Origin of the sequence: Nocardiopsis sp. NPDC006198 (assembly GCF_040613895.1) — a bacterium.
Taxonomy (GTDB): domain Bacteria; phylum Actinomycetota; class Actinomycetes; order Streptosporangiales; family Streptosporangiaceae; genus Nocardiopsis; species Nocardiopsis tropica.
In genome coordinates this window covers 15,993-40,331 of record NZ_JBEXSY010000010.1, presented here as the reverse complement: position 1 = coordinate 40,331, position 24,339 = coordinate 15,993, and the positions used below count along the sequence as shown (strand labels likewise).

The 24,339-nt window shown below is 74.3% G+C and carries 19 protein-coding genes and 1 riboswitch; of the genes, 7 read left to right on the top strand and 12 right to left on the bottom strand.

The window, feature by feature from the left end; genetic code table 11:
• Nucleotides 1-63: 63 nt before the first annotated feature.
• Nucleotides 64-804 (bottom strand): methionine ABC transporter permease, encoded by a 741-nt coding sequence (locus ABZ234_RS09620; protein ID WP_355011699.1) that lies wholly within the window; start codon nucleotides 802-804, stop codon nucleotides 64-66.
• Nucleotides 804-1,760 (bottom strand): ATP-binding cassette domain-containing protein, encoded by a 957-nt coding sequence (locus ABZ234_RS09615; RefSeq protein WP_267950466.1) that lies wholly within the window; start codon nucleotides 1,758-1,760, stop codon nucleotides 804-806. Before ABZ234_RS09615 ends, ABZ234_RS09620 begins: the two co-directional genes overlap by 1 nt.
• Nucleotides 1,761-2,457: 697 nt before the next feature.
• Between ABZ234_RS09615 and ABZ234_RS09610 the strand changes: the two genes are divergently transcribed.
• Nucleotides 2,458-3,492 carry a hypothetical protein gene (locus tag ABZ234_RS09610; RefSeq protein WP_355011698.1) on the top strand — a complete coding sequence of 345 codons (1,035 nt, stop codon included), beginning with the start codon at nucleotides 2,458-2,460 and terminating at the stop codon, nucleotides 3,490-3,492.
• 504 nt (nucleotides 3,493-3,996) lie between these two features.
• A complete protein-coding gene (locus tag ABZ234_RS09605) occupies nucleotides 3,997-5,007 on the top strand; it encodes a DUF3558 domain-containing protein (RefSeq protein WP_344176266.1) in 1,011 nt (336 codons plus the stop codon).
• A 212-nt stretch (nucleotides 5,008-5,219) separates the two neighbouring features.
• On the opposite strand, the gene metE is transcribed toward ABZ234_RS09605, so the two are convergent.
• Complete coding sequence (metE, locus tag ABZ234_RS09600; protein WP_355011697.1) at nucleotides 5,220-7,511, bottom strand: 5-methyltetrahydropteroyltriglutamate--homocysteine S-methyltransferase; 2,292 nt, start codon at nucleotides 7,509-7,511, stop codon at nucleotides 5,220-5,222.
• 163 nt (nucleotides 7,512-7,674) lie between these two features.
• A riboswitch (cobalamin riboswitch) is annotated at nucleotides 7,675-7,836 on the bottom strand.
• A 272-nt stretch (nucleotides 7,837-8,108) separates the two neighbouring features.
• Here metE and ABZ234_RS09595 point away from each other — a divergent pair.
• Both ABZ234_RS09595 and ABZ234_RS09590 read left to right on the top strand, forming a co-directional pair.
• The gene (locus ABZ234_RS09595) at nucleotides 8,109-9,662 is read left to right on the top strand and encodes a polysaccharide deacetylase family protein (protein WP_355011743.1); all 1,554 of its coding nucleotides are present in this window, start codon (nucleotides 8,109-8,111) and stop codon (nucleotides 9,660-9,662) included.
• A gap of 308 nt (nucleotides 9,663-9,970) precedes the next feature.
• Nucleotides 9,971-11,428: a polysaccharide deacetylase family protein gene (locus tag ABZ234_RS09590; RefSeq protein WP_355011742.1), complete on the top strand. Its 1,458-nt coding sequence runs from the start codon at nucleotides 9,971-9,973 to the stop codon at nucleotides 11,426-11,428.
• A gap of 100 nt (nucleotides 11,429-11,528) precedes the next feature.
• Here ABZ234_RS09590 and ABZ234_RS09585 read toward each other — a convergent pair whose 3' ends face one another.
• The 5 genes from ABZ234_RS09585 to ABZ234_RS09565 form a co-directional block, all read right to left on the bottom strand.
• Entirely contained in the window at nucleotides 11,529-12,665 is a 1,137-nt protein-coding gene (locus ABZ234_RS09585; RefSeq protein ID WP_355011696.1) for a quinone-dependent dihydroorotate dehydrogenase, read from the bottom strand.
• Nucleotides 12,662-13,588, bottom strand: coding sequence for a PAC2 family protein (locus ABZ234_RS09580; protein ID WP_267945905.1), 927 nt, complete (start codon nucleotides 13,586-13,588; stop codon nucleotides 12,662-12,664). Before ABZ234_RS09580 ends, ABZ234_RS09585 begins: the two co-directional genes overlap by 4 nt.
• A gap of 306 nt (nucleotides 13,589-13,894) precedes the next feature.
• Nucleotides 13,895-15,658: an ABC-ATPase domain-containing protein gene (locus ABZ234_RS09575; RefSeq protein ID WP_355011695.1), complete on the bottom strand. Its 1,764-nt coding sequence runs from the start codon at nucleotides 15,656-15,658 to the stop codon at nucleotides 13,895-13,897.
• A gap of 95 nt (nucleotides 15,659-15,753) precedes the next feature.
• A complete protein-coding gene (locus tag ABZ234_RS09570) occupies nucleotides 15,754-16,248 on the bottom strand; it encodes a TetR family transcriptional regulator (RefSeq protein ID WP_355011694.1) in 495 nt (164 codons plus the stop codon).
• Nucleotides 16,249-16,398: 150 nt separating this feature from the next.
• Nucleotides 16,399-17,658 (bottom strand): MFS transporter, encoded by a 1,260-nt coding sequence (locus tag ABZ234_RS09565; protein WP_355011693.1) that lies wholly within the window; start codon nucleotides 17,656-17,658, stop codon nucleotides 16,399-16,401.
• Nucleotides 17,659-17,863: 205 nt separating this feature from the next.
• On the opposite strand from ABZ234_RS09565, the gene ABZ234_RS09560 reads away from it, so the two are divergent.
• Together ABZ234_RS09560 and ABZ234_RS09555 are read left to right on the top strand one after the other, a co-directional pair.
• Entirely contained in the window at nucleotides 17,864-19,114 is a 1,251-nt protein-coding gene (locus tag ABZ234_RS09560; protein ID WP_355011692.1) for a nucleotide disphospho-sugar-binding domain-containing protein, read from the top strand.
• Entirely contained in the window at nucleotides 19,101-19,319 is a 219-nt protein-coding gene (locus tag ABZ234_RS09555) for a type I-E CRISPR-associated protein Cas6/Cse3/CasE (protein WP_355011691.1), read from the top strand. Before ABZ234_RS09560 ends, ABZ234_RS09555 begins: the two co-directional genes overlap by 14 nt.
• A 331-nt stretch (nucleotides 19,320-19,650) precedes the next feature.
• On the opposite strand, the gene ABZ234_RS09550 is transcribed toward ABZ234_RS09555, so the two are convergent.
• The 3 genes from ABZ234_RS09550 to ABZ234_RS09540 all read right to left on the bottom strand — a co-directional run bounded on the left by ABZ234_RS09550 (nucleotide 19,651) and on the right by ABZ234_RS09540 (nucleotide 21,612).
• The gene (locus ABZ234_RS09550; RefSeq protein ID WP_267945910.1) at nucleotides 19,651-20,076 is read right to left on the bottom strand and encodes a hypothetical protein; all 426 of its coding nucleotides are present in this window, start codon (nucleotides 20,074-20,076) and stop codon (nucleotides 19,651-19,653) included.
• 148 nt (nucleotides 20,077-20,224) lie between these two features.
• The gene (locus ABZ234_RS09545; RefSeq protein WP_355011690.1) at nucleotides 20,225-21,013 is read right to left on the bottom strand and encodes a PhzF family phenazine biosynthesis protein; all 789 of its coding nucleotides are present in this window, start codon (nucleotides 21,011-21,013) and stop codon (nucleotides 20,225-20,227) included.
• 161 nt (nucleotides 21,014-21,174) lie between these two features.
• Nucleotides 21,175-21,612 carry an Lrp/AsnC family transcriptional regulator gene (locus ABZ234_RS09540; protein ID WP_267945912.1) on the bottom strand — a complete coding sequence of 146 codons (438 nt, stop codon included), beginning with the start codon at nucleotides 21,610-21,612 and terminating at the stop codon, nucleotides 21,175-21,177.
• A 134-nt stretch (nucleotides 21,613-21,746) separates the two neighbouring features.
• Between ABZ234_RS09540 and ABZ234_RS09535 the strand changes: the two genes are divergently transcribed.
• Complete coding sequence (locus tag ABZ234_RS09535; RefSeq protein ID WP_355011689.1) at nucleotides 21,747-22,832, top strand: thiamine pyrophosphate-dependent enzyme; 1,086 nt, start codon at nucleotides 21,747-21,749, stop codon at nucleotides 22,830-22,832.
• Nucleotides 22,833-23,205: 373 nt separating this feature from the next.
• Here ABZ234_RS09535 and ABZ234_RS09530 read toward each other — a convergent pair whose 3' ends face one another.
• On the bottom strand, nucleotides 23,206-24,075 hold the full coding sequence (locus ABZ234_RS09530) for a hypothetical protein (protein ID WP_355011688.1): 870 nt from the start codon (nucleotides 24,073-24,075) through the stop codon (nucleotides 23,206-23,208).
• Between the last annotated feature and the right edge of the window lie 264 nt (nucleotides 24,076-24,339).

The window sequence follows — 24,339 nt, the reverse complement described above, 5'->3', positions numbered from 1 at the left end:
AGTGCGGGAGGGGGCGGGCCCGCGGCCCGCCCCCGGGGTCGCCGGCCGTCGGACGGGACCCGGTCAGCGCCGTGACAGGCGGCGCACCAGCAGGTCGCCGATGCTCTGCGCGATCTGGACGATCACGATCAGCAGGATGACGGTGGCCCACAGGTAGTGGTCGTTGAACCGCTGGTAGCCCTCGCGGATGGCCAGGTCCCCCAGTCCCCCGCCGCCGATGGCGCCCGCCATCGCGGAGTAGGAGATGAGGGCGACCACGGTCATCACCAGGCCCGCGATCAGGCCGGGCAGGGCCTCGGGCAGCAGCACCTTGCCCACGATCGTGAAGCGCCGGGTGCCCATCGCGTGCGCGGCCTCGACGACGCCGCGGTCGACCTCCCGCAGGGAGGTCTCCACCAGGCGGGCGAAGAACGGGATGGCGCCGATGCTCAGGGGCACGATCGCCGCGGTCGGGCCCAGGGTGGTGCCCACCAGGAAGCGGGTCAGGGAGAGCACCGCCACCATCAGGACGATGAACGGGAGCGAGCGGCCGATGTTGACGACCGCGCTCAGGACGGCGCGCACGGCCGGCGCCGGGGTCAGCCCTCCCCGGTCCGTGGACACCAGGAGCACGCCCAGCGGCAGGCCGACCAGCACGCTGATGAGCGTCGCCCACACCACCATGTAGACGGTGTCCTGGGTGCCCAGCCACAGGCTGGGCCACATGTTCGGCCAGTCCTGGACGAACGCGACGATCGCGTCCCAGGCGCTGCCGCCGTCGGCCGCGGACGCCGCGAGGGTGAGGGCGTCGGTGGGGTTGGTCATCACTTTCCGGCCTCCTCGACCAGCAGGCCGTGCTCGGACAGGTAGGCGAGCGCCTCGGCGCGGCGGGCGCCGCGCATGTCGACGCTCAGACGGCCGACGGACTGCCCGGCGACCTGCTCCACGCCGCCGCCCAGGATGTTGACGTCGACGTCGAAGCGGCGGGTGAGCTCGGACATGAACGGCTCGTCGAAGGAGCGCGGGTAGGTGATGAACACCGTCTCCGGGCCGCCGTTGGCGGGCAGCGGGAAGAGGGAGCGCGCGAGCAGCGACCCCGGCGTGCCGATCAGGTCGAGGACCCGGCCCGACTCCAGGAACACGCCCTTCTCCATGATCGCCGCGGAGTCGCAGATCCGCTTGATCACGTCCATCTCGTGCGTGATGAGGAGGATGGTGAGACCCAGCTCGTCGCGCAGGCGTCGCAGCAGGGCGAGGATCGAGTCGGTGGTGGCGGGGTCCAGCGCGGACGTCGCCTCGTCGCTGAGCAGCACCTGGGGGGCCGAGGCGAGGGCCCGGGCGATGCCGACCCTCTGCTTCTGGCCGCCGGAGAGCTGCGCGGGGTAGGCGCGCGCCTTGTCGCCGAGGCCCACGAGTTCGAGGAGTTCGCCGACGCGGGCCCGCCTGCGGGTCCTGTCGACGCCGGAGACCTCCAGGGGGAAGCCCACGTTCCCGGCGACGGTGCGCGAGGACAGCAGGGCGAAGTGCTGGTGCACCATGCCGATGTTGCGCCTCGCCGCGCGCAGCCGGGCCCCGCGCAGCGAGGTGAGCTCCTCGCCCGCGACCTCGACCGTCCCGGCGTCGGGGCGCTCCAGGAGGTTCACCGAGCGCAGGAGGGTGCTCTTGCCCGCGCCGCTCTGGCCGACCACCCCGAAGATCTCCCCGGGTTCGACATGCAGGTCGACCCCGTCCAGGGCGGTCACCTGGTGTTTCTTCAACCTGTAGGCCTTGTGCAGGCCCACTGCGTCAATCACGGTTTTCCCATCGACGTCTCAGCGGTGGTCTCACGGCGCCCTGTGCAGGAGCGCGGGGGGCTGGACTCGGCGTGGGGTTGACGCCCACGTCCGAGCGTACGGAGAGCCCCGCGGGCGGGCGGCGGCGACGCGCCGGTGCGGGTGCGCGCGGCGGGTCGGCGGGCGGGCGCCCCCGTGTGGTCGGGAGGGTCCGACACCCCCGCGCCGCGGGGCGGCCCGGATCGGCGCGGCGGGCGGGCGGCTCCCTACGAGCGGTTCCCGGAGCGGGCCCGCAGGCCCGTGCGGGCGCGACACAGGCCCCGGCGGGAGGCCGGACACCCCGCGGTGCCGTCCGCCCGGGCGGGAATGGTGGTCGCTTGGTCGCGCTCTGGAGCCTTCACGGTCCCAAGCCAACCATGGCGGACCAGCCGCTTCACCTGAATCATCATCCGAATTCAGGTTATTTAGACCACATTGACAACCTTTGTCCACCGGTGGAATCGTCCCGTCTTTCCCCAATCCCCGCGCGAGTGCCTACACTCATGACCATCCCGTGACTCCCACTCCCCCTCCGCGGCACGCGCGAGGGGTCAGGGGGCGGGGCCGCAACGGCGGCCCGACCCCGTACGGGAACAGACGAGAAGCAGCGCCCGCCCCTCTCCCGTGCCCGACGGGAGTGTGCGCGGGCTCGAGGAGCGACCACACAGTGCAGTCCGACGACCTGAGCCGAGTGGACGATTTCGCCGACTTCTGGGCTCCCGACCCCACCGACCGCGCCCGGGGCGAAGGCCTCGCACGGGTACTCCCGGCGATCGTCCGCCCCGGCCGCGCACGCGTGGCCGCGCTCGCCGCGGGCCTGGTCGGGAGCTTCCTCGTCCTTCCCCAGGCCGCCCTCGCGGCGGCGCCCATGGACCCCGAGAGCATGAGCTCCCTGCGGGAGCGCGCGGACAGCCTCAGCGAGGACTACAACGGCGAGCTCCGCGACATGGAGGGCGTCATCGCGGAGGCCGAGCGCGCGGAGAACCGCGCCGAGGGCACCCGGGAGGAGGTGGACGCCGCGCGCGAGCAGGTGCGCGCCCTGGCGGTCGCCACCTACACCAGCGGCGGCATCGACCCGTCGATGTCGCTGTTCGTGGGGGACGAGCCCGACACGGTCATCGACCGGGCCGTGGTCGTCGACTACCTCGCCACCAGCAACCAGGACAAGATCGACCAGCTCGACCAGGCCCTCTCCCGCGACGAGACCGCGCAGGAGGCCGCGGAGGAGCGGCTGGCCGAGGTCGAGGCGGACCTGGAGGAGCTGGAGGAGCGCCGCACCGAGGTGGACCGGCTGATCGCCGACCACCCCGAGCAGCCGATGGGCGGCCAGTACAACATCACCCCGCGCACCGAGCTGATGCGCCAGCGGGTCATCGACGAGTTCGGCGAGGGCCGGGACGTGGGCGGCGTGGGCTGCTACCGGGCGGTCGGCGGCTGGGTCGTCGGGGAGCACCCGCTGGGTCGGGCCTGCGACTTCATGCTGGACCCGAACGGCGGCATGCCCTCGCAGGAGCAGGTCGACCGCGGCTGGGCGATCTCCGAGTGGGCGATGGAGCACGCCGACGACTACGGGATCATGTACGTCATCTACCGGCAGCAGATCTGGGACGTGCGCCGCGGCGACACCGACTGGCGCGCGATGTCGGACCGGGGCAACCTCACCGAGAACCACTTCGACCACGTGCACATCTCGATGTTCTGAGGCCGTGCGGCGGCCGCGGCCGGGGCGCCGACCGGCCGCGGCGCCGAAGCGCCCCGGCGGACAGCGGCCCCATTACCCGGACGCGGGCGCGGAATCCAGACGTCGGCGTCACGATTGCGTCACGCGAACCATGATCTCGCACGCAACCGACACAAAACAGTGACGATTCACCCTGTTACCCCTGGTCGGGCCTGCCGCGGGGGCATACCCCGCGGCTACTATGCACAGGTCCCGACCTCGGCCCGGGGATCCCCCGGAGCCTGCCACGATCGGCACCCCCGGTCCCCCGGGATCCTCCTCACGGAGACGGGGAACGCCCGGCCCCACGCCTCCGCCCTCGCCCGCGGGAAGGCGGTGGCGGTAGGTGCGCCTCCCCTCGCACGGCCCCTGTACCGCTCCGACCGCGCTCCGGCACGGCCGCGCGGTCCCGGAAGTCGTGAGAACCCACCGGCACGCACACGCGTCCCAGACAACACGGCCAGCACATCACGGGCGAGGGGAGCCATGAGCGAAAACGGACCTTACAACCAACCACCGCAGAACCCCTACGGTGGCGGGGACAACAGCGGGGGCCAGCCCCCCTACGGCGCCCCCTACGGCGACCCGGGCACGGGCGGCCAGCCCGCCTACGGCGCCCCCACGGGTCCCGGCCAGGGCTTCCCCGGCCCGGAGCAGCAGATGTACGCGGGCGGCCAGCCCCCCTACGGCGGCGGCCCCGGCTACCCCCATCCCCAGCCCCAGCCGCCCCAGGGCGGCGGCAGGGCCAGGCTGTGGGTCGTCATCGGCGGCGGCGTGGTCATCGTCGTCCTCGTGGTCGCGGTCCTGGTCATGCTGGTCACCAACGGCAACGAAGGGACGACCGTCGCGGCCCCGCCCGAGGGCGAGCCCTCCGCGAGCGCGGAGGAGGCGACCGGCGGCGACGAGCCGGCCCCGGAGCCCGACCCCGACGCGGCCCCCGCCGGCGAGCCCCCCTACTCGGTCCCCACCGAGCCCTGCGACGCCTTCACCGAGCAGGTCGTGGCCGACTTCCTCGTCACCGACGGCGGCAACAAGTCCGTCCGCGACGAGAACTCGTACTGCGACACCCTGGACGCCACCCTGCCGGAGGGCAACCCCCCCGGCGGCTACGCCTCCTTCGAGATCGTGTACCAGACCCCCTACTCCGCCGCCGACTCCGTCGAGGCCGCCACGAGCCAGTTCCAGGACACGGTCGCCCAGATCACCGGCGAGAGCGAGTACAGCACCCTGTACGACGCCGGTGACGTGGAGGAGAGCAAGGAGGTGGAGCTCGGCGACGAGGCCCACTTCATCGTCACGAAGTACGACTTCGTGGGCGACCTCATCCCTGAGGCCGTGCTGCTGGTCAGGACCGCGAACCTGAACATCCAGATCACGTACCAGCTGCACCCGTCCTTCACGGGCGAGGACTCCGCGGAGGACCTGGTCCTCCCCGACAACCTCGAGGAGATCATGGTCAACGCCGGCGCCGACGCGCTGGCCGTGGTCGGTACCTGACCGGTCCACCGCAGGGACGGGGAGGGGCCGCGGCCCCTCCCCGTCCGCTTCGCCCCGTGCCCGGCCCGAGGCCCTGGGCGCCCGCTCACTCGCGGAGACCGCACTCCAGACGCACCGGCGGAGCCGATGCCCCGGCCCGGGCGCCCGCGCGCTCGCGGAGACCGCCGGCCGCCTCGCCCCGGAGGCGCCCGGGCCGGGCACGGAACACCCCGCTAGCGGGCGCCGGGCAGGTCGGCGCGCACCCGGCGGGCGGCCTCCACCATGTTGCGCAGGGCCTGCTCCGCCTCGGCGTAGCCGCGCGTCTTGAGACCGCAGTCGGGATTGACCCACAGGCTCCCGGCGTCGATGTGCGCGACGGCCAGCCGCAGCGAGCCCTCGATCTCCTCCACGGACGGCACCCGCGGTGAGTGGATGTCGTACACGCCGGGCCCGATCCCCCGCTTGTAGCCGCGGCGGCCCAGGTCCTCCACCAGCTCCATCCGGGAGCGGGCGGCCTCGACGCTGGTCACGTCGGCGTCCAGCGCCTCGATGCCGCCGACGATGAGGCCGAACTCCGAGTAGCACATGTGCGTGTGGATCGTCGTGGACGGCGACACACCGGACGTGGCCAGGCGGAAGGAGTTCACCGCCCAGTCCAGGTAGGCGGCGCGCCGCTCCTCGCGCAGCGGCAGGAGCTCGCGCAGGGCCGCCTCGTCCACCTGGATGTGGCGGATGCCCGCACGCTCCAGGTCGGCGACCTCGTCCCTCAGCGCCAGGCCCACCTGGCGGGCGGTGTCGCCCAGCGGCTGGTCGGTGCGCACGAACGACCAGGCGAGCATGGTCACCGGGCCGGTCAGCATGCCCTTGACCGGCTTGTCGGTGCGCGACTGGGCGTAGGTGATCCACTCGACGGTCATCGGCTCGGGGCGCGAGACGTCGCCGAACAGGATCGGCGGGCGGACGCACCGCGAACCGTAGGACTGCACCCAGCCGTTCTCGGTGGTGGCGTAGCCCTCCAGCTGCTCGGCGAAGTACTGGACCATGTCGTTGCGCTCGGGCTCTCCGTGCACGAGCACGTCCAGTCCGATCTCCTCCTGGAGCGCGACGACCCGGTCGATCTCCTCCCGGAGGATCTGCTTGTAGGCGTCCTCCGCCAGGGCGCCCCGGCGGTGCGCGGCGCGGGCGCGGCGCAGTTCCGCGGTCTGGGGGAACGACCCGATGGTGGTCGTGGTCAGCGGCGTGTCCGTGGGGGCACCCCTGTCCTGGGGGCGCTCGTAGGCGTCCGGGCCCAGGGCGTCCAGGCGGGCGCGCACGCGGGCGTCCGTGAAGGCAGGACCGCCGCCGGCCCCGCCCGCCGCGTACTCGGCCTCGGTCCCCTCCGAGAGGACGCGGCCGAGGAGGGCCGTCTCGTACGCCTTCTGCTTGGCGAAGGCCAGGGCCTCGCGCAGCTCGGGGGCGAGGGAGGTCTCCGCGTCGAGGTCGATCGGCACGTGCAGGAGCGAGCAGGACGTGCTCACCGTCAGCTCGTCCGTGAGGGCGAGCAGGGTGCCGAGCGTGGCCACGGCGGCCGGGACGTCGGTCCGCCAGACGTTGCGGCCCTCCACCACCCCGGCGACCAGGCGGGTGCTGCCGAGGCCCGAGACCTTGACGAGGTCGTCGACGCCCTCGCCGTCGGTGACCAGGTCCAGGCCGACGGCCTCCACCGGTGAGTCCTTCAGGACCCGCAGTGCGGGAGCCCCGATGGAGCCGAAGTAGGTCGAGACCAGGAGGGAGGGGCGCTCGGTGAGGGAGCCCAGGCGCCGGCAGACCCGCTCCAGGAGCCCGACGGCGGCGCGTCCCTCGTCGGTGGCCAGGATCGGCTCGTCCAGCTGCACCTCGGCGGCCCCCGCGGCGGAGAGGCCGGCGAGGAGCTGGGCGTAGGCGTCCAGGAGCTGGTCGAGCAGCTCGACGGGGCGCCAGCCCTCGGGGGCGTCGTCCGCGGCCTTGGCCAGCAGGAGGAAGGTGAGCGGGCCGACCAGGACCGGGCGGGTCGGGAAACCCGCCTCGGCCGCCTCCCGGAACTCGGCGAGGGGCTTGTCACCGACCAGGCGCGGGCGGGTGCTCGGCGACAGCTCGGGGACCAGGTAGTGGTAGTTGGTGTCGAACCACTTGGTCATCTCCAGCGGCGGGGCGCCCTGCTCGCCCCGGGCGAGGGCGAAGTAGCGGCGCAGCTCCTCGTCGCGGTCGCCGGCGGCAGCCGGCGAGGCGAACCGGGAGGGCACCAGGTCGAACAGGACCGCGGTGTCCAGGACGTGGTCGTAGTACGAGAACGTGTTGGACGGGATGTCGTCGACGCCCGCCTCGCGCAGCTGGGCGTAGACGCCCAGGCGCAGGCCGGCGGCGATGCCGTCCAGCTCCTCCGCGGCGGTCTCGCCCCTCCAGTACGACTCGCAGGCGCGCTTGAGTTCCCGGTTCGGGCCGATCCGGGGGTAGCCGTGCACGGTGGAGCGCACGGACGGCCGGGAGGCCTCGGGGGTGTGGGGCATGAGCTTCTCTCCCTCGTCGAAAGCCGGGTACCGGCCACGGGGGTGAGCGAGGACGCGGGCATGCCCGGGGCCACGCCGTGGGCGTGTGCGCCTGCCGCCGCTCCTCGGCCCTCCCTCGGGGCACGGGACCACCGGCGGCACGGGTGCGCCGCCGGGTGGAGGCAGGTCTTCGGACTCGGGGGCGCGGACGGCGCGAGCACCGTCCTCCTACTGGCCGCCGCTTCCCGGTTTCCGACCTTTCCGACCGGATTACCAGTGCTTATGGCGACGTTCGTTCCCTCATACCGCTGCGGGGCAGTCCCGGAGTCGCACCGGGTTCCCTCTTGCGACACACCCCTCCCCTTCCGGGCGCGGCCCGGGTTCTGGGGTGGAGCATGTACCTTCCACGCCTGCAAGTATAGGGAGCACCCCTCCGCCCCTGTACCCGGCGTGCTGCCCTGTGCCCCCGGCCGGAATCAGCGCGAACCCCTGTTGCGCGGCCGGCGTCACAACCGACATGAAGCGTCGCGGGGCCGAGTCCTCCCCCGTGCTCCCCGCGATCGTTCGTCTGAAGATGTACGTGGAGAACCCCTGGTGAACAAGCAGTCCCAACCGACCATGGCCCCCGGTCACCCCCTGTCCACGATCGCGGTCGCGCTGGCGGTCGTCGCGGGGCTGGTCTGGCTGGCCGTCACCCCGCCCGGCGTGCTCGCCTCCGAACCCGTGAGCGATACGCACCCGGGGTCGGCGGACGGCGGACCGGAGGCGGGCCCGCCCGCCGCCGGCGAGCCCGACGGGCTGACGGTGGTCGACCCCGACGACGTGGTGGACCTGGCCGAGGCCGAGCTCGCCCGCGAGGGCGGGGTGGCCGCGGAGGTCTCCTACCCGGTCGTCCCCGACGCCGACCCGCTGAGCGACTTCCTGGACCGCGCGCTGGCCGCCGAGGTGGACGCCTTCGAGGCGGCCAACCCCGGAGCGGTCTCCTTCGAGTCCGCGTGGAACCTGACGGCGGCCAACGACGACATCGTCGGGGTCCGCGTGACCCGTGAGGAGACCGACTCCGAGGGGACCCGTGAGGGATACACCACCTACTGGTACGACGCCCTCACCGGCTCGACCCACCCCTCCACCGCCCTGATCGCCGGCCAGGGGGAACTGGAGGAGCTGAACGGCCTCGTGCGGGACGCCCTCCCGGGGACCGCGGCTCCGGACGCGGTGCACCCGATCGCCTCGCTGTACGACTCCGTGGGGTTCAACCCCGCCGGCGACCTCGTCGTGGAGTTCGACGCGGGACAGGTCGCCCCCGTGGAAGAGGGCAGGACCCACGCCGTCGTCGCCGCCTCGGAGTCCGCCCCCCTGCTGTCGGACCTGGGCGAGCGCGCGCTGCGCTCGGCGACCCGGGGCGTCCGCGACTTCGCCGTCGCGGCCCCGCCCCGGGAGGAGGAGGGCAGCCGTGAGACGGCCGTCCCCGGGGTCCTGCCGCCCGCGGGCGAGGACGTCGACTGCTCCGCCCCCGGGTCCAAGTGCGTGGCCCTGACCTACGACGACGGCCCGGGCGGGCGCACGCCCGAACTGCTGGACATCCTGGCCGAGTACGACGCCCGCGCGACGTTCTTCGTCACCGGCTACCCGGTCATGGAGGATCCGCGCACCGTGAGGCGCGCCTACGCGGAGGGCCACGAACTGGCCAACCACACCCTCTCCCACCCCGACCTGGCCGGGCTCGGAGCGGGCGGGATCCGTTCCGACCTCGAAACCGTGCAGGCCCTGGTGTACCGCGAGACCGGGTACACCATGGACCTCATGAGGCCCCCCTACGGGTCCACCGACGCGGAGGTCGCCTCGGTGACCGCCGACATGGGCCTGGCCCAGATCCTGTGGAGCATCGACACCAACGACTGGAAGGACCGCAAGTCGTCGGTGGTCGCGGACCGCGCCGTCGACGGCGCCTCCCCCGGGGCGATCATCCTCATGCACGACATCCACGACACGACGGTCGACGCCTCCCGCGCGATCGTCCGGGAACTGGACGAGCGCGGCTACACCATGGTCACCGTCTCCCAGCTGCTCGGCGCCACCGAGCCGGGCGAGGCCTACGTCGACGGGGCCCCCGAGCCCCCCGCCGACACGGAAGGGGACGGCGGGGAACCGGAGGGGGACGAGGCGGCCTGAGGCCCGCGGGGTCCCGGGGCCGGCGGGGCCCGGCGGCCCCGGCCGCGACGCTCCGGACGGGTGCGGACCCGCACCCCCTCCTGTGGCGGTGACCACATGTGGTCACCGCCACAGGCGCGCGGACGGCGTCCCCTATGTTGCTCCCATCAACCGCGTAAGCACCCGCGCAGGGATGAGGGAGACCGGTGTTGTCGACGAGCCGAGTCCGTCCTGGCCAGACCGCTCCCCGGCGGGGCCTCGACCGGAGGCCGGGGCCCCGGCGCCCAGGAGGGGCCGCACGACGCGCGGCGCACCGGACCGGCGCGGCGGTGGCGGCGCTGCTGCTGTTCACCGCCTGCGGCACGGGCGGCGCGGCGGAGGGCGACGACCCGGAGCTGATGACCGTGCTCCTGGACGAACCCGGCGAGGAGGTCGCCGAGTGGACCGGTGGTGCCGCGGACTTCGGCGACCACCCCCACCGGCCGGACGGCGTGGAGATCGACGTCTCCTATCCGGTGTTCGAGGGGGCCGACCGGTTCGCCTCCCGGCTGGCCGAACAGGTGGACCGCGAGGTGCGGGACTTCCGCGGGGCCAGCCGCGACCCCGTGCGCCTGGCGGTCGACTGGGAGGTCGTGGGCGCCGGGAGCGGCGTCCTGGGCGTGCGCCTGGTCCGCACCGAGGAGGACCTGCACGGCCGGCGCCAGGGATACGGAACGTACTGGTACGACGCGGAGACCGGGCACACCGCGTACTCGACGGAGCTCCTGGCGGACGACGACGCCCTGGGAAGGCTCGACGGGATCGTGCACGAGGAGCTGGCCGGGAACCCGGACGTGGACCCGGAGGGGCTGCACCCCGTCATGCGCACCTACGACTCCATGGGGTTCAACTCCGACGGCGACCTGCTCGTGGAGTTCGACGACGGCCACCTCTCCCCGGTGGTGGTCGGCCACCCGCCCTCGTCGGAACCGGGCCGGATCGTCGCGGTGGTGCCGTCGGAGGAGGCCGCGCCCCTCCTGTCGGACCTGGGAGAGCGCGCCCGGGAGGCGTCGACGGCGGAGGAGCCCGTGCTCGCGGTGGACCCGCCCGGAGCCGTCCCGGAGTCCCTCCCGACCGCACCGGGGGTGGTCGCCGCCGGCGACCCGGACCTGGACTGCGGGGCCCCGGGGACCGAGTGCGTCGCGCTCACCTACGACGACGGGCCCGCGGAGGGGACCGCGGCCCTCCTGGACCTGCTGGCCGAGGAGGAGGTGTCGGCGACGTTCTTCCTCAACGGCGACCCCGCGCTGACCCGCCCCGGCGTGCTCCGGCGCGCCTACGCGGAGGGGCACGAGATCGCCAGCCACAACGACCTGCACGAGCACATGACGGAGTACTTCGACGACCGGGAGCTCCCCGCGCAGGTCGCGGCGGTCAGCGCGATGGTCCGGCGGCAGACGGGGCAGGACGTGGAACTGTTCCGGCCGCCGTTCGGCGACACCTCCGGACCGGTGATCGAGGAGATCGGCAGGCAGGGGATGGCCCAGGTCCTCTGGAACCTGGACAGCGAGGACTGGACCGGCCTGTCCCCGGAGGAGATCGTGGACGGCGTCATGGACGACGTCGAGCCGGGCTCGGTGGTGCTCATGCACGACACGCTCGCGCCGACCCTGGCCGCCGCACCGCGGCTCATCGAGCGGCTGCGGGAGGAGGGCTACGAGTTCGCGACCGTCAGCCAGGTCGTCGGCGACCCCGAGCCCGGCGAGTCCTATCCGGCGGCGGGCGTCACCGTCCCCGAGTACTGGTAGCGCGCGGGTCGGGGCGCACCGGGGCCGGGGGCCGCCCGGAAGCACCGCGGGGCCGGGGACCCCGGGGAGGGGTTCCCGGCCCCGCGGGACGCGGCGGCCGTCAGACGGCGGTGGACTCCTGGGGGAGGCCGGCCCCGTGGACGTCGGCGCCGACCGCCTCGCCGATCGAGCGGTATCCGGCCTCGCGGACCAGCCTGGCCAGGCCGCGGTGGATGCGGCGCGGCCAGAGGGGGCCGCCGTAGATCAGACCCGTGTAGCCCTGCACGAGGGTCGCCCCGGCGCGGATTCGGGCCCACGCGTCCTCGGGGGTCTCGATGCCGCCCACGGCGACCAGGGTGACGCGGTCGCCGACGCGGGCGCGGAGGCGGCGGAGAACCTCCAGCGACCGCTCCCTGAGCGGGGCGCCGGACAGCCCTCCCGCCCCGGCGGCCTCCACCTCCTCGGCGGAGGCGGCCAGCCCCTCGCGGGAGATGGTGGTGTTGGTGGCGATGATGCCGTCCAGCCCCTCGGCCAGGGCCAGGTCCGCGACCGCGTCGACGTCCTCGTCGGCCAGGTCGGGGGCGATCTTGACCAGGAGCGGCAGGGTCGGGTGCCCGGCCTCGGAGAGCGCCTCGCGAACGGCGGCGAGCAGGGGCCGCAGCTGCTCCACGCCCTGGAGGTTGCGCAGTCCGGGGGTGTTGGGCGAGCTGACGTTCACCACGAGGTAGTCGGCGTAGCGGGCCAGGCGCCGGGCGCTGAGGGCGTAGTCCGCGGGCGCGTCCGCCTCGGGCGTCACCTTGGTCTTGCCGATGTTCACCCCCAGCACGGGGCGGCGTCCGCCCCTCTGGTGGTGCAGGCGCTCGGCGACCAGGGCGGAGCCCTCGTTGTTGAAGCCCATCCTGTTGACGATCGCGCGGTCCTCGACCAGCCGGAACAGGCGCGGGGCGGGGTTGCCCGGCTGCGGCTGGGCGGTGACCGTGCCGATCTCGACGAAACCGAAGCCGAGCGCCGCCAGGCCGGACGGGCTCTCCGCGTTCTTGTCGAAACCCGCCGCCATGCCCAGCGGCCCCGGGAACTCCTGCCCCAGGGCGCGCACGGCGAGCTCGGGCTCACGCGGGCCGAGGACCCTCCCCATGGCCGAGGCCACACCGGGGATCGCGGTCACGCCGCGCAGTGCGGCGAAGCTCATCCTGTGGACCTTCTCGGCGTCCATGTGGCGCAGGACCGAGCGGAAGACAATCTGGTAGAACACGGTCATCCGTTTCCGTCGCCCTCGCGCTCGGCGAGGTAGCGTTCGAGTTCCGCGCCGAGTTCGTCGGCGGTGGGCAGGCCGGCCTCGTCGTCGGCCAGCGGGAGTGTGGGGCGTTCCTCGGGATCGGTCCGCGAGGACATGATGTCGTCGTACTGCCGCTCCAGGTTGGCCACGACACGCTGGACCTCCGCGGAGGCCGCCACCTGCTCGGCGATGTCGACGTCGGTCGCCCCCGCCACCTCCTCCAGCCCGCCGGTGGGCAGCGCGAGCCCGGTCGCCCCGGCCACGTAACCGGCGGCGGCGATGGCCGCCCGCGGGTACTGGGACTGGGCCAGGTAGCTGGGCACGTGGACGGCGTAGCCGACGAAGTCGTGGCCGCGCTCCCCCAGGCGGAACTCCAGCATCGCCGCGGCGCTGGCGGGCACCTCGATCCGGCCGATCCACGGGGTGTGGCCCTCCACCAGCTCGGGGCGGGTGGAGTGCGGCGTGACCGTGACCGGACGGGTGTGCGGCACCGCCATCGGCACGCCGTGCGTGCTGATGGACAGCGACACCGAGAACCGCTCGACCAGCTGGACGACGGCGGCGGCGAAGGCCTCCCACTCCCGGTCCGGCTCCGGGCCGTACAGGACCAGGAACGGGGCGTTCTCCTCGTCGTGCATCCGGTACAGGGCGAGCTTGGGCGGCTCGTAGTCCGTCCAGGTGTTCTCCACGAAGGTCATCGACGGGCGGCGGGACCGGTAGTCCACGAGCCGGTCGGCGTCGAACGTCGCGACCTCCTCGGCCTCGAAGCGCTCGAAAAGGGCCTCGGCGACCTGGCGTCCGGTGTGTCCGGCGTCCACGAAGCCGTCCAGACAGACCAGCATCGCCAGCCCGGCGATGTCGTCGAAGCCGGGATGGAGTTCGTACAGATCTGCGGGGTCACGCACCGGGTTCTCTTCTCCAAGACTGGTCGGATTCGCAGGGCGGCGTCCTCACGGCGGTCCGACCGCCGGGGCGCGACCGGGGAGGGCCCGGCATCGCACCTCCTGGGAGGCTGTGCCCTGCTTTCCCACAATACCGACCGGATCCCCCTCAGGCCTGCGATGGGACGCCTGTCACACCCCGGCCGCCGGAGCGTCCCCGCGGGTGCGCGCACGCGCCCCTCCTCCAGGCGGGGGACGCGACGGGAGCGCGCCCCTCGCGGCTCCCGCCCCCGGTCGGCGTTCGGGGCCGGGGCCGGAACGGCCGCGCGTTCACCCGCCCGGACGCTGGGCGGCGACGCGGAGCGTGCGCAGCCTGTTGAGGACCGCGGCGACCTCGAACCGGCGCGGCAGGACGTAGTCGCCCCCGAAGTCGTCGCCGAGCAGGGTGACGCCCTCGGCCTCCAGCGCCTCCTCCAGGGAGTCGAGCGCCTCGGCCAGGGTACGCGCCCCGTCCAGGTGGCGGCCCGCGACGAGCTCGCGCAGGGCCAGCCCGGCTCCGATGAGCTGCCCCGGGTCCACGAACTGCTCCACGGACCGCACGTCGACGTCGCTCTCCCCGAACACGAGGACGTCCATGTCGCGGCGCTTGATCCTCCCCCGGCCCCGCGCGGTGTCGTCCACCGAGTCGGGGGCGACCACCCGGGCCCGCGGCGCGCCGAAGTCGGCGTCGGTGCGCTCGCGGGCCAGCTCCGCCGCCCGTTCGGTGACGTCGTGGGGGTGGTAGGCGTCCAGCATGACCACCTGGTCCGCGACGTCGAAGTAGTCACCGCTGCCGCCCATGACCAGGACCGTGGACACCCCGTGGTCGCGGCGCAGGGGCCGGACCAGGTCGACGAAGGGCACGAGGGGCTCGCGGTCGCCGTGGACGAGCGCCTGCATCCGCTCGTCGCGGATCATCAGGTTGGTGGCGGTCGAGTCCTCGTCCACCAGTAGGGTGCGCGAACCGGCCTCGACGGCCTCGCAGATGTTGGCGGCCTGGGAGGTGGACCCGGAGGCGTTCTCCGTGCGGAAGTCGCTCGTGTCCGCGCCGGTGGGGAGGTTGCGGACGAACGGGCTCACGTCCACGCGCTCGACCCGCCGCCCCTCCTCCGCCCGGATCTTGACGGCGTCGTCCCTGGTCACCACCAGCTCCCGGCCGTCCCCGGGGACGTGGTCGTAGACCCCCCGCTCCAGCGCGTGCAGCAGGGTGGACTTGCCGTGGAAGCCGCCGCCGACGATGAGCGTGATGCCCTCCGGCACGCCCATCCCGGTCACGGCGCCCCGGTGCGGCAGGTCCACGCCCACCCGCAGGCTCTCCGGCGCCTCGAAGGGCACCGCCCCGTCGGCCATGGGCTCGTCGCTGACACCGCTCAGGCGCGGGAGGACCGCGCCGTCGGCGACGAAGGCGACCAGCCCCCGGTCCTCCAGGCCGGCGCGCAGCGCGACCGTGTCGGCGACGCTGTCGGCGAAGGCCTCGGCCGCGGCCGCGTCGACCGCCTCCCAGTCGAGGTCGTCGACCAGCGCGGGCAGGGTCGTGCACAGCTCGCGCTCGGCGGTGCGGCCGTCGATGCGGCGCCCGTGGCCGGGGAGGTCGATGCCGATGCGCAGTTCGAGGCCGCCGTCGGTGAGGCGGCAGGAGGAGCGCTCGATGACCTCCTGCCCCCCGGCGTCGATCTTGAGCAGGGAGCCCCGGAGCAGTCCGCGGGCACGACGGCCCAGGTAGTCGGCGGTGGCGCGGCGGCGCACCGGATCGCCCCACGCGCTTCTGGGGATGCCGGCGTCCGGCACGAGCACGCGCACGCGCGAGGGCGGGGCGAACGGGTCGGCCTGCACGCGCTGCACCGTCAGGGTGAAGTCGCCGAAGTCCCAGTCGCCCCGCAGGGACTTGTAGCGGCCGTAGGAGTCGCCGTCCATGCGGAGCAGCTCCACCGAGAGGCGTGCGTCGTCCCGCACCCCCCGGAGGGGCTCGGGCTCGGGTCGGCGCCCGCCGCCCCTGCCGCCTCCCCCGCCGCCGTACCGGCGCCCCTGGCCGCCGCCCCCGTACCGTCCCGACATCGGTGCCCTCCCTGGGTTCGGATGATCCTCCGGGCCAGGTTAGGGGTTTCGGGACAGCGTCGCAGAGGGCCTGTGGACGACAGTGTCCGCGCTGCTCAGGGGAGGTCTCGCGGATCCGGTGCCGGATCCGCCCCCGGCGGGTCCGGGAGGACGTCGGCGAGGAGGGCGGCGAACTCTTCCGCCGTGGGCGCGGTGTCCCCGAGCAGGCTGTGCAGCAGGACCCCGTCGATGACCGCGGCGACCACGCGGACCCGGACCGGGTCGTCCGTGTACCGCCGGGCGAACGCCGAGACGGCGGCGAGCCACCCGTCGGTGGCCTCACGCAGGTGAGGGCGTCTGGCGGCCAGCAGGAAGAGCTCGTACTCGGCGAGCAGGCGTCCGGGGTCGGCGGCGACCACGGCCAGGAGCTCCGCGAGCTCGCGCCGCCGGTCGCCGCCGCCGGAGAGGCGGCGCATCCGCTCGGAGTCCTCGTTCATCACACTGGTCAGGGCGGCCGTCAACAGGTCGCCCAGCCCGCTGAAGTAGTAGGTGGTGGCGGAGGTGGGCAGCCCCGCCTCCCGGGAGACGGTGCGGTGGCTGACGCCGGCCACCCCGTCGCGCTCGATGATGCGCAGGGTGGCCTCGATCAGCGCGTTCCGGCGCAGTTCCCCCTTGGCTCGGCGTCCGTCGGTCTGTTTCAGGGCCCCTCCTCCGGTCTACGGCGAGGGTAGCGGCACCGTCGCCCGGGGGCGCGCGACGCCTCAGCCGGGGGCCCCGCAGGCCCGGGGCTCCTCCGTCCGCGGTTCCCCGCCGGTTTCCCCGCCCTCCTCCGGGTCGGCGGCCGCGCGGCCCAGCAGCGGGGCGGCGGCCGCCACCGCGGCGAGGGCCGCGCCGCCGGCGGCCACCGCCACGAGGAACCCGCCGGTGGTGCCCGAGCCCTCCACCGCCGTCCCGGCGGCGAAGGTGCCCCCCGCCGTGCCGACGGTGAGGCCGGTCAGCGCCCAGGTCATGCCCTCCGTCAGCCGCTCGGCGGGGACGATCCGCTCGACCAGGGTCATGACCAGGATCATCGTCGGCGCGAAGAACAGGCCGGAGACGAACACGGCGGCCGCCAGCGCGGCGATCCCGCCGACCGCCAGGAAGGGAACCGTGGTCGCCGCCGTTCCGGCGACGGCCGCGACGAGCAGGACGTGCGGGCGTCCCCCCGGGTTCAGCGCGCCGAAGCCCAGACCGGACACGGCGGAGCCGAGGGCGTAGGCGGACAGGACGAGACCGGTGGCGCCGGGCGCGCCCAGCTCCTCGGCGAAGGCGACCGCCACGACGTCCACCGCCCCGACGATCACTCCCCCGGCGCCCAGGACGAGGATCAGGACCGCGAGCGGCAGGCCGAGGAAGCGCGTCCGCCGTCCGTCCCGGTCGGCGGGGACCCGCACCGGGGGCTCGGTACCGCGCTGGGCCGTGAAGAGGCCCACCCCCACCGCGAGGAAGGCCGCCGCGGCGAGGGGCCCGGCCTGGGCGAAGGCGGCGGTGCTCAGCACGACGGACAGGGCGGGTCCGGTGATGAAGGTGAGCTCGTCGGCCACCGACTCGAAGGCGTAGGCGGTGCGCAGCTCGGGCGAGCCCCGGTGCAGCTCGGTCCAGCGCGCCCGCGACATCGCGGACATGCTCGGCATCGTCCCGGCCGGGACGGCGGACGCGAAGAGCGCCCAGGACGGGGCGCCGAAGGTCACGCACGCGAGCATCGCCAAGAGCGAGACCACGCTGATCGCGGCGGCCGGCGGGAGCACGCGGCGCTGGCCGTGGCGGTCGGCGAGGCGCGAGACCTGAGGCGCGATCAACGCCATGGACAGGGTGAAGGTCGCGGCGACGGCGCCCGCGAGGGCGTAGCTGCCGTGGGTGGCGGCCAGCATCGTGATGATGCCGACGTTGGCCATGGCCACGGGCATGCGGCCGATGATCCCCGCGACGGCGAAGCCCCTGGCCCCGGGGGGCGCGAAGAGGCGGGCGTAGGGGTGGGGCATGGCGGGGCCTCCGAGGGCGTGAGAGGGGCGGCGTGTCCCGGCACGCAAACAAATGGGACACTTGTCCCAGATTCTTGCACGGGAAGCCCCCCTCCGACGGCGAACGTGACACACGCCATTCGCCCGCCCGGCGGAGAGTGCCTTTGCCCGGGCGCCTCCCCGGGGACTACGTTGCGGGGAACCCCTTCCGCCGAGGAGTTCCCGCATGAGCACGGTCCTGTTCGCCCCCGAAACCTTCAACCTCGCCGAGACGACCCGGGCGGTCGAGGTCGCCCGGCACCTGCGGGACCGGCACCGGTGCGTGTTCGCGGGGTACTCCGAGCGGTACGCGGGTGTGGTCGAGGACGCCGGTTTCGAGTACCACCGGCTCTCCCCCGAGCTCACCGACGCCCAGGCCGACCAGCTGATCCGCTTCGACCAGGGGCGGAGCCCGAACCACCCGTTCACGGAGGACGTGGTCCGGGCCAGGGTCGGGAGCGAACGCGAACTGAACGCCCTGGTGCGCCCGGCCGCCACCGTCATCGGCTCCACGCTCAGCCAGCTGGTGTCCGCGCGGGCCGACGGGATCCCGCTGGTCCACGTCAGACCGTTCGCCTACTCGTGGCCCCACCTGCGCCAGGCGCGCTCCCTGCCCCTGCTCGACGGTCGCGGCCTCCTGGCGGGGGCGGTCAACGCCGGTGCGGCCGTGCTGCTGCGCGAGGCTGCCCGGTACACCTCGTACAAACCCCGCGGCTTCGCGCGGGTCGCCCGCGAGCACGGCGTGGCACTGCCCCGACGGACCGTCGAGGCGCTGGACGGCGACCTCAACCTGATCGCCTCGATCTCCGGCTTTCTGCACCCGTACAGGCTCCCGCCGCACCATCGCTGGGTCGGGCCGATCTACGCCCGCCTGGACCGGGAGGTACCCCCGCAGGTGACCCTGGCGGCCGGGCGGGCCCGCGAGGCCGGCCGTCCCGTCGTGTACTTCGCCATGGGCAGCTCCGGCCGCCGCGACATCGTGCTCCGGGTCCTCCGCGAGCTCTCGCGGATGCCGGTGACCGTCCTGGCCCCGGTCGCCCACTACCTGGAACCGGGCGACCTCGAAGGGCTCGGCCGCCATGTGCACGTGTTCGACCTGCTCCCCGCACACGAACTGGGCGGCCTCATCGACGCCTCCGTGATCCACGGCGGGGAAGGAACCGTGCAGACCGCTGTGGCCTCGGGCAGGCCGTTCGTGGGGATCGGCCTCCAGATGGAGCAGCGCTCGAACATCGACGACTGCGTGCGGTTCGGCAGCGCGGTCGGGCTGACTCCGGCCCGGGCCCGGGGAGAGCGCCTGCGCCGCGCCTTCGAGGCCGTGCTGCACGACCCCGGGCTCCGGGCGCGCGCCGAGGAGCTGCGGGACCGCCTGGCCGGCACGGACGGCGCCAGGGCCGCCGCCGACCACGTGGACGCCCTCGTCCGTGGGGCCGGGTGAGCGACCTGCGCCCCGTCCGGCAGCGACCCCTCCGGCCGGACCTCGCGCATCGGGTCCGTGGGGCCGGCCCCACGGGGCTGGGGCGCGGGTCACCGACGCGGATCCTTTCCGGCAGGCGCTCACCCGCGGAATCGGCCGTGGGCGCGGGTACGGCTGCGGTCTGGTGAGCCTCGCCGGAAGGCGGGAGGACCCGGGGAGGGGGTGACGGGTGCGGCGGGCCTCCTCGGCGTCGGCGAGCGCAGGGCCCGGCCGCCCCGCCCGGAGGTGGAGATCGGCCCCGGGGGGCGCCGGGGCCGATCTCTCGGGGGGCCACACGTCCTCCCGGTACCAAGGGGGTGTCCCGGGCCGGAGTGTGGCGGGCACCTCCCCGGGAGGGGTGGGGAGGTGCCTCGCGTTCAGTTCTACCGGAAGTCCGGGTGCCGCGAGGGGGAAACCGTGATTCCGTCGGCCCCCAGTTCCCCATCGACGGCCGCCCGGCCCCGGAGGGCGCTCGTTGTTCCGGATCCGGTCCGGCCGCTCCGCGCCCCGGGGCGGGCCTACCCCTCCAAGGCGGCGCGCAGGGCCCGGTCGTGCTCGTCGACGGGCTCGTCGGCCAGGTCCCCCACGAACACGGCGACCAGCTGGCCGCCCTCCCCTGTGACCTCGGCGATGAGGTCCCGCCAGTGGTGGAGGTTCGGGTGCTCGAAGTCCGGGCACGCCTCGGCCGGGGCCAGCTCGGCCTCCGCCGTCTCCAGCTGCTCGACCGACAGGGGGTAGGAGCCGCTGCCGGAGGAGTGGCCGACCGCCCTGGCCAGGATCACCGCCGGAAGGTGGTTGCCGTCCCGGTTGGTCAGGGTGAACGAGGTCCGGCCGTCGCGGATGACGCCGACGGCGTGGGCGGCCGGACGCCGCCAGCGCGGGTCGGCGGCCTCCAACCGCTCCCGGACCGCGATGATCTCTTCCCTGGTGGCCCACTTCTCCACGGGGTGCTCCTCTCGGCTGTCTGTTCCCGGGGCCGGACCGGCCCCCGTCGAACCCTAGGGGGACGGGGCCCGGGCGTGTTTAGCCGACACCCCGGCGGGCCCGGCGCCCGCACCGGACGACGTGGGCCGGAGCCGCCCCCGGACACGCTCAGAGGTGCAGGGTCCCGGTGGCGACCGTCACCGCCCGGCCGCCGATCAGCACCCGGCCGCCCCGGTCCTTCAGCAGGAGGTCGCCGCCGCGCGCGGAGGCCTGGTGGGCGGTCAGCTCCGCCCGTCCCAGCCTGTCGGCCCAGAAGGGTGTGAGGACCGTGTGCGCCCTACCGGTCACCGGGTCCTCGGGCACCCCCACCGCGGGGGCGAAGACCCGGGAGACGAAGTCGGGCCCCTGCCGGGCCCGGGCGGTGACGATGACCAGCTGGAAGGGCAGGGCCGCGACCGCCGCCGTGTCGGGGGTCAGGCCCCGGACGGCGTCCTCGTCGGCGAGTTCGACGAGGAGGTCCTCCGCGCCGCCCAGACCCACCCACCGGGGCCGCGCCCCCAGGGCCTCGGCCAGCCCCTCCGGGGCCTCGACCGGCTTCGGCGGCCTGGCCGGGAAGTCCATCCACAGCAGCCCGTCCTCCCTCGTGACGGTGAGGACGCCGCTGCGGGTGGTGAAGCGGAACGGTCCGGGCTCGCCGCGCTCGGTGAGCGCGTGCGCCGTGGCCAGGGTGGCGTGTCCGCAGAGGTCGATCTCGACCGCGGGCGTGAACCACCGCAGTTCGTAGTCGGCGCCAGGGTCGTCCACGGGACGCGCGAACGCCGTCTCGGACAGGTTGAACTCGGCCGCGACCCCCTGCGCCCAGGCGTCGGGGTAGGCGTCGTCCAGGACCAGGACGGCGGCGGGGTTTCCGGCCAGGGGCCGGTCGGTGAAGGCGTCGACGACGCGGTACTCGGGCATGGGCCCAGGCTAGGCCGTGTTCCGCGGGTCGTTCCGGGCTCGCGGCGATCGGCGCGAGCGCCGAGCCCGCCGAAAGCACCGACGGACCACGCCCCGGGGGCCGGGCGGGGCCGTGCCGGGGCCCCGTCGCGGGGCGGACGGCCACCCGCCGGCCGGCGCCGTCACAGGGGCGGCTCGTCGAGGATGAACATGGTCTGGGTGCTCTTGACCTCGGGGATGCGCTGGAGCCGTTCGAGGACGAAGGTGCGCAGCGCGGCCGCGTCGGTGACGCGGACGAGGAGGAGCAGGTCGACGTCGCCGGACACCAGCGCCGCGTGGTCCACCTCGGGGATGTCGCGCAGGTAGCCCCGGAACCTCTCCCAGGAGTGCTGCTCGATGCGCACGGAAACGTACGCGGAGAGGGCGGTGCCGTACTTCTCGGGGTCGATGACGGCGGTGAACCCGCGGATGACGCCCTCGTCCCGCAGCCGTTCGAGCCGGGAGTAGGCGTTGGCCCTGGAGATGTGGGCCTGCTCCGCGACCGCGCGGATGGACATGCGCCCGTCCTCCCGCAGGAGGGCGATGATGCGACGGTCGGTGTCGTCCAGCCGCACGGCCATGTGTCTCACCTCATACCGCTCACACGATACCCGCGTGAGACCATCCGTGGCGCTCTGGCGAACGACCGGCCATTTTGTCCAGCATCAGCCTGGGGACATCGACAATATGGGGTGATTCACCGCATATTCAAGACATGAAGCACACCGATGAGCGACCTCGCCCGGCTCCTCCGCCCCCGCCGGTGGAGCCCGTGCGGCTCGTCGACCGGCACGGGCTGCGTGTGGAGCACCCGGGGTTCACCGCTCCCGACGGCGCCCGGCTGGCCGGGCTCCACCGCGCCATGGTCATCGGGCGCCGCTTCGACCGGCAGGCCCGCGCGCTCGCCGGCCAGGGCCTCCTCGCCGTGTACCCGTCCTCGGCGGGGCAGGAGGCGTCCCAGGTCGGAGGCGTGCTCGCCCTGTCGGACCGGGACTGGCTCTTCCCCGGTTACCGCGACAGCGTCGCCCTGGTCGCCCACGGGGTGGACCCGGTGGAGGCCCTCACGCTCTTCCGCGGCGACTGGCGTCCGGGATACGACCCCCGCCGCTACCGGTGCGCTCCGCAGTGCACCCCCGTGGCCACGAACGCCTCACACGCGGTCGGCCTCACCTACGCGGCCCGGCGCGAGGGTCGGGACGTGGCGGCCCTGGCCCTGACGGGTGACGGGGGCGACACCGACGAGGCCTACGACTTCGCCGCCGTGTGGAACACGCCCGTCGTCTTCCTCGTGCTCGGCGGCCACCGGGCCGCCGGTGCACCCCCGTACCCGCGGGGCCCCGCACCCGTGCACGGAGCCCCCGGGCACGACAGGAAGGGCTACCGCGTCGACGGCGCCGACGCCGCCGCCGTGTACGCGGTCGTCTCCCGGGCGCTGGCCGAGGCCCGGGACGGCGGCGGCCCGGCCGTCGTCGAGGCGGTCGCGTACCGGGAGGACCCGCGGTCCTGCTGCGCGCCGCCCCGCCGGGAGGGGCCGGAGTCCGGGCACCGGTGCGAGGGCGACCCGGTCACCCGCGTGGAGGCCCTCCTGCGGGCGGAGGGCCTGCTGGGGGACCCCGGGGAGACCGAACGGGCACTGGCCGCCCTCGGCTCCGAGGCGGAGGAGTTCGCCGCCTCGGTGCGCGAGCGCATGGCGCCGTCGGGCGGCCGCGACCCGCGTCCGCCGTCCGGGGGCGTCCGCCCCGCGGTCCCGCCCCTGCCGGGACGGCGCAGGGAGCCGGCCGACGGAGCCCGGATGCCCTGAGCGGCACGGCCGGGGCCGCCCTCCCCGGGCGTCCCCGCACGAACCTCCGCGCCGGGCACGCGGGGAGGCTTCGGACCCGTCGGCGACGGCGTTGTCGCCACCGGCGCGGGTCCGGGAGCCGCCCCGACCGCCGAGGCGCGGGACAGGGCGCGCGGACCCCGTGTCGGCGCGCCCGAGGGGCGGGCGGGCCGCGGCGGTCAACGGCGACCGGCGGCGCGCCCGCGTCCCGCGCGCCGGGAGCGTCCCGGCGCGGACACGCCGAAGGGCCGCGGCCTGTCGGCCGCGGCCCTTCGGGGACCGCTCCTGCGGGGGCGTCCGGCCTCGGGCCGGTACCGGTCGGGGGACCGGGAGGTCCCGGAGGACGCCCTGCGCGCTACTTGTTGCCGCGCAGCTTGTCGAACAGGGTGCTGAGCGTGGAGCCCAGGCTGTGGCGCCCGTCGCTCTCGGCCATCAGACCCTTGCCCTCGCCGTCGGCCGCACCGGCGTGCTGGCCGGCCGGACGGCGGGTCCAGGCGAAGAACAGCGCGATCAGGATCGCCGGGATGATGGCCAGGGTCAGCAGACCCGTGCCGCTCATCACGCCGTCCGCACCGGTGAGCTCGGCTCCGGAGAGGTCGTTCGCGGCGGTCTCGGCGGTCACGCCGCCGTCGCCGTTCCCGTCCTGGCCCTCGGCCGCGGCCGCGTCCTCGGACTGCTCCTGCTCCTTCGCCTGCTCCTCCTCCTTGGCGGCCTGGTCGGCGCCGTCCTCGGAGGTCTCCTTCGCGGTCTCCTCCTTCGGCTCCTCCTCGGTCTTCTCCTCGGGGAGGGGGGAGACGGCGTCCTCACACTTGTTGCCGGGCTCCTGGAAGGGGTGCGGGGCGCCCTCGGTGCCGTTCCCGTCGCCCCACTCGGTGATGTAGTACTCGACCTCGGCGTGGCCGTTGCCGCCGCCGACGGTCAGGGAGTTCTCGTCGAAGCTCGTGCCCATCATGTCGGCGAAGGTCTTGCCGTCGATGTCGAGCAGAACGTCGCAGTCCGCAGAGGGCTCCCCGGGACCGCGGTCACCGATGAAGAACTCGTACTCCTCGCCCTCGTAGACGATGTAGCCCTCGGTGCCGAGCGGCCAGCTGGGGCTGGAGAACAGCCCCTTCTGCATGGGCTCTCCGCCTGCGGGTGCACCGGTGTCCCCGTTGATGCCGGAACCGTCGTCCCAGAAGTAGGTCGCGGTGACTTCGCCGTGCTGAATGGGAGTTTCGTTGCTCATAAATTAATGGCCAGGTTGACGACAGGGCCGAGAAGACCGTGGGCACGACGCTCCAGAACACGCGGGCACGCTCGGTGCGCCCCGCGAGGGCGTCATGTCAGGGATCTCCCGCGTCGCTGGCGGCGAGTGGCGGGCGGGAACGGGAGCACCGATGGAATTCGGTGGTCCTCCGGCGTGAGCGCGTGGATACGCGCCGCCCGATTCCCGGTGAGGGTCTCGACTCCCTTGCGGCACTCGGCCGGTCAAGGGCTCGGCATCGACTCG

Coding starts and splice junctions, on each gene's coding strand:
- ABZ234_RS09620 (WP_355011699.1), bottom strand. CDS start 804: ATGACCAACCCCACCGACGCCCTCACCCTCGCGGCGTCCGCGGCCGAC.
- ABZ234_RS09605 (WP_344176266.1), top strand. CDS start 3,997: ATGAGCGAAAACGGACCTTACAACCAACCACCGCAGAACCCCTACGGT.
- metE (WP_355011697.1), bottom strand. CDS start 7,511: ATGCCCCACACCCCCGAGGCCTCCCGGCCGTCCGTGCGCTCCACCGTG.
- ABZ234_RS09595 (WP_355011743.1), top strand. CDS start 8,109: ATGGCCCCCGGTCACCCCCTGTCCACGATCGCGGTCGCGCTGGCGGTC.
- ABZ234_RS09585 (WP_355011696.1), bottom strand. CDS start 12,665: ATGACCGTGTTCTACCAGATTGTCTTCCGCTCGGTCCTGCGCCACATG.
- ABZ234_RS09575 (WP_355011695.1), bottom strand. CDS start 15,658: ATGTCGGGACGGTACGGGGGCGGCGGCCAGGGGCGCCGGTACGGCGGC.
- ABZ234_RS09565 (WP_355011693.1), bottom strand. CDS start 17,658: ATGCCCCACCCCTACGCCCGCCTCTTCGCGCCCCCCGGGGCCAGGGGC.
- ABZ234_RS09560 (WP_355011692.1), top strand. CDS start 17,864: ATGAGCACGGTCCTGTTCGCCCCCGAAACCTTCAACCTCGCCGAGACG.
- ABZ234_RS09545 (WP_355011690.1), bottom strand. CDS start 21,013: ATGCCCGAGTACCGCGTCGTCGACGCCTTCACCGACCGGCCCCTGGCC.
- ABZ234_RS09540 (WP_267945912.1), bottom strand. CDS start 21,612: ATGGCCGTGCGGCTGGACGACACCGACCGTCGCATCATCGCCCTCCTG.
- ABZ234_RS09535 (WP_355011689.1), top strand. CDS start 21,747: ATGAAGCACACCGATGAGCGACCTCGCCCGGCTCCTCCGCCCCCGCCG.
- ABZ234_RS09530 (WP_355011688.1), bottom strand. CDS start 24,075: ATGAGCAACGAAACTCCCATTCAGCACGGCGAAGTCACCGCGACCTAC.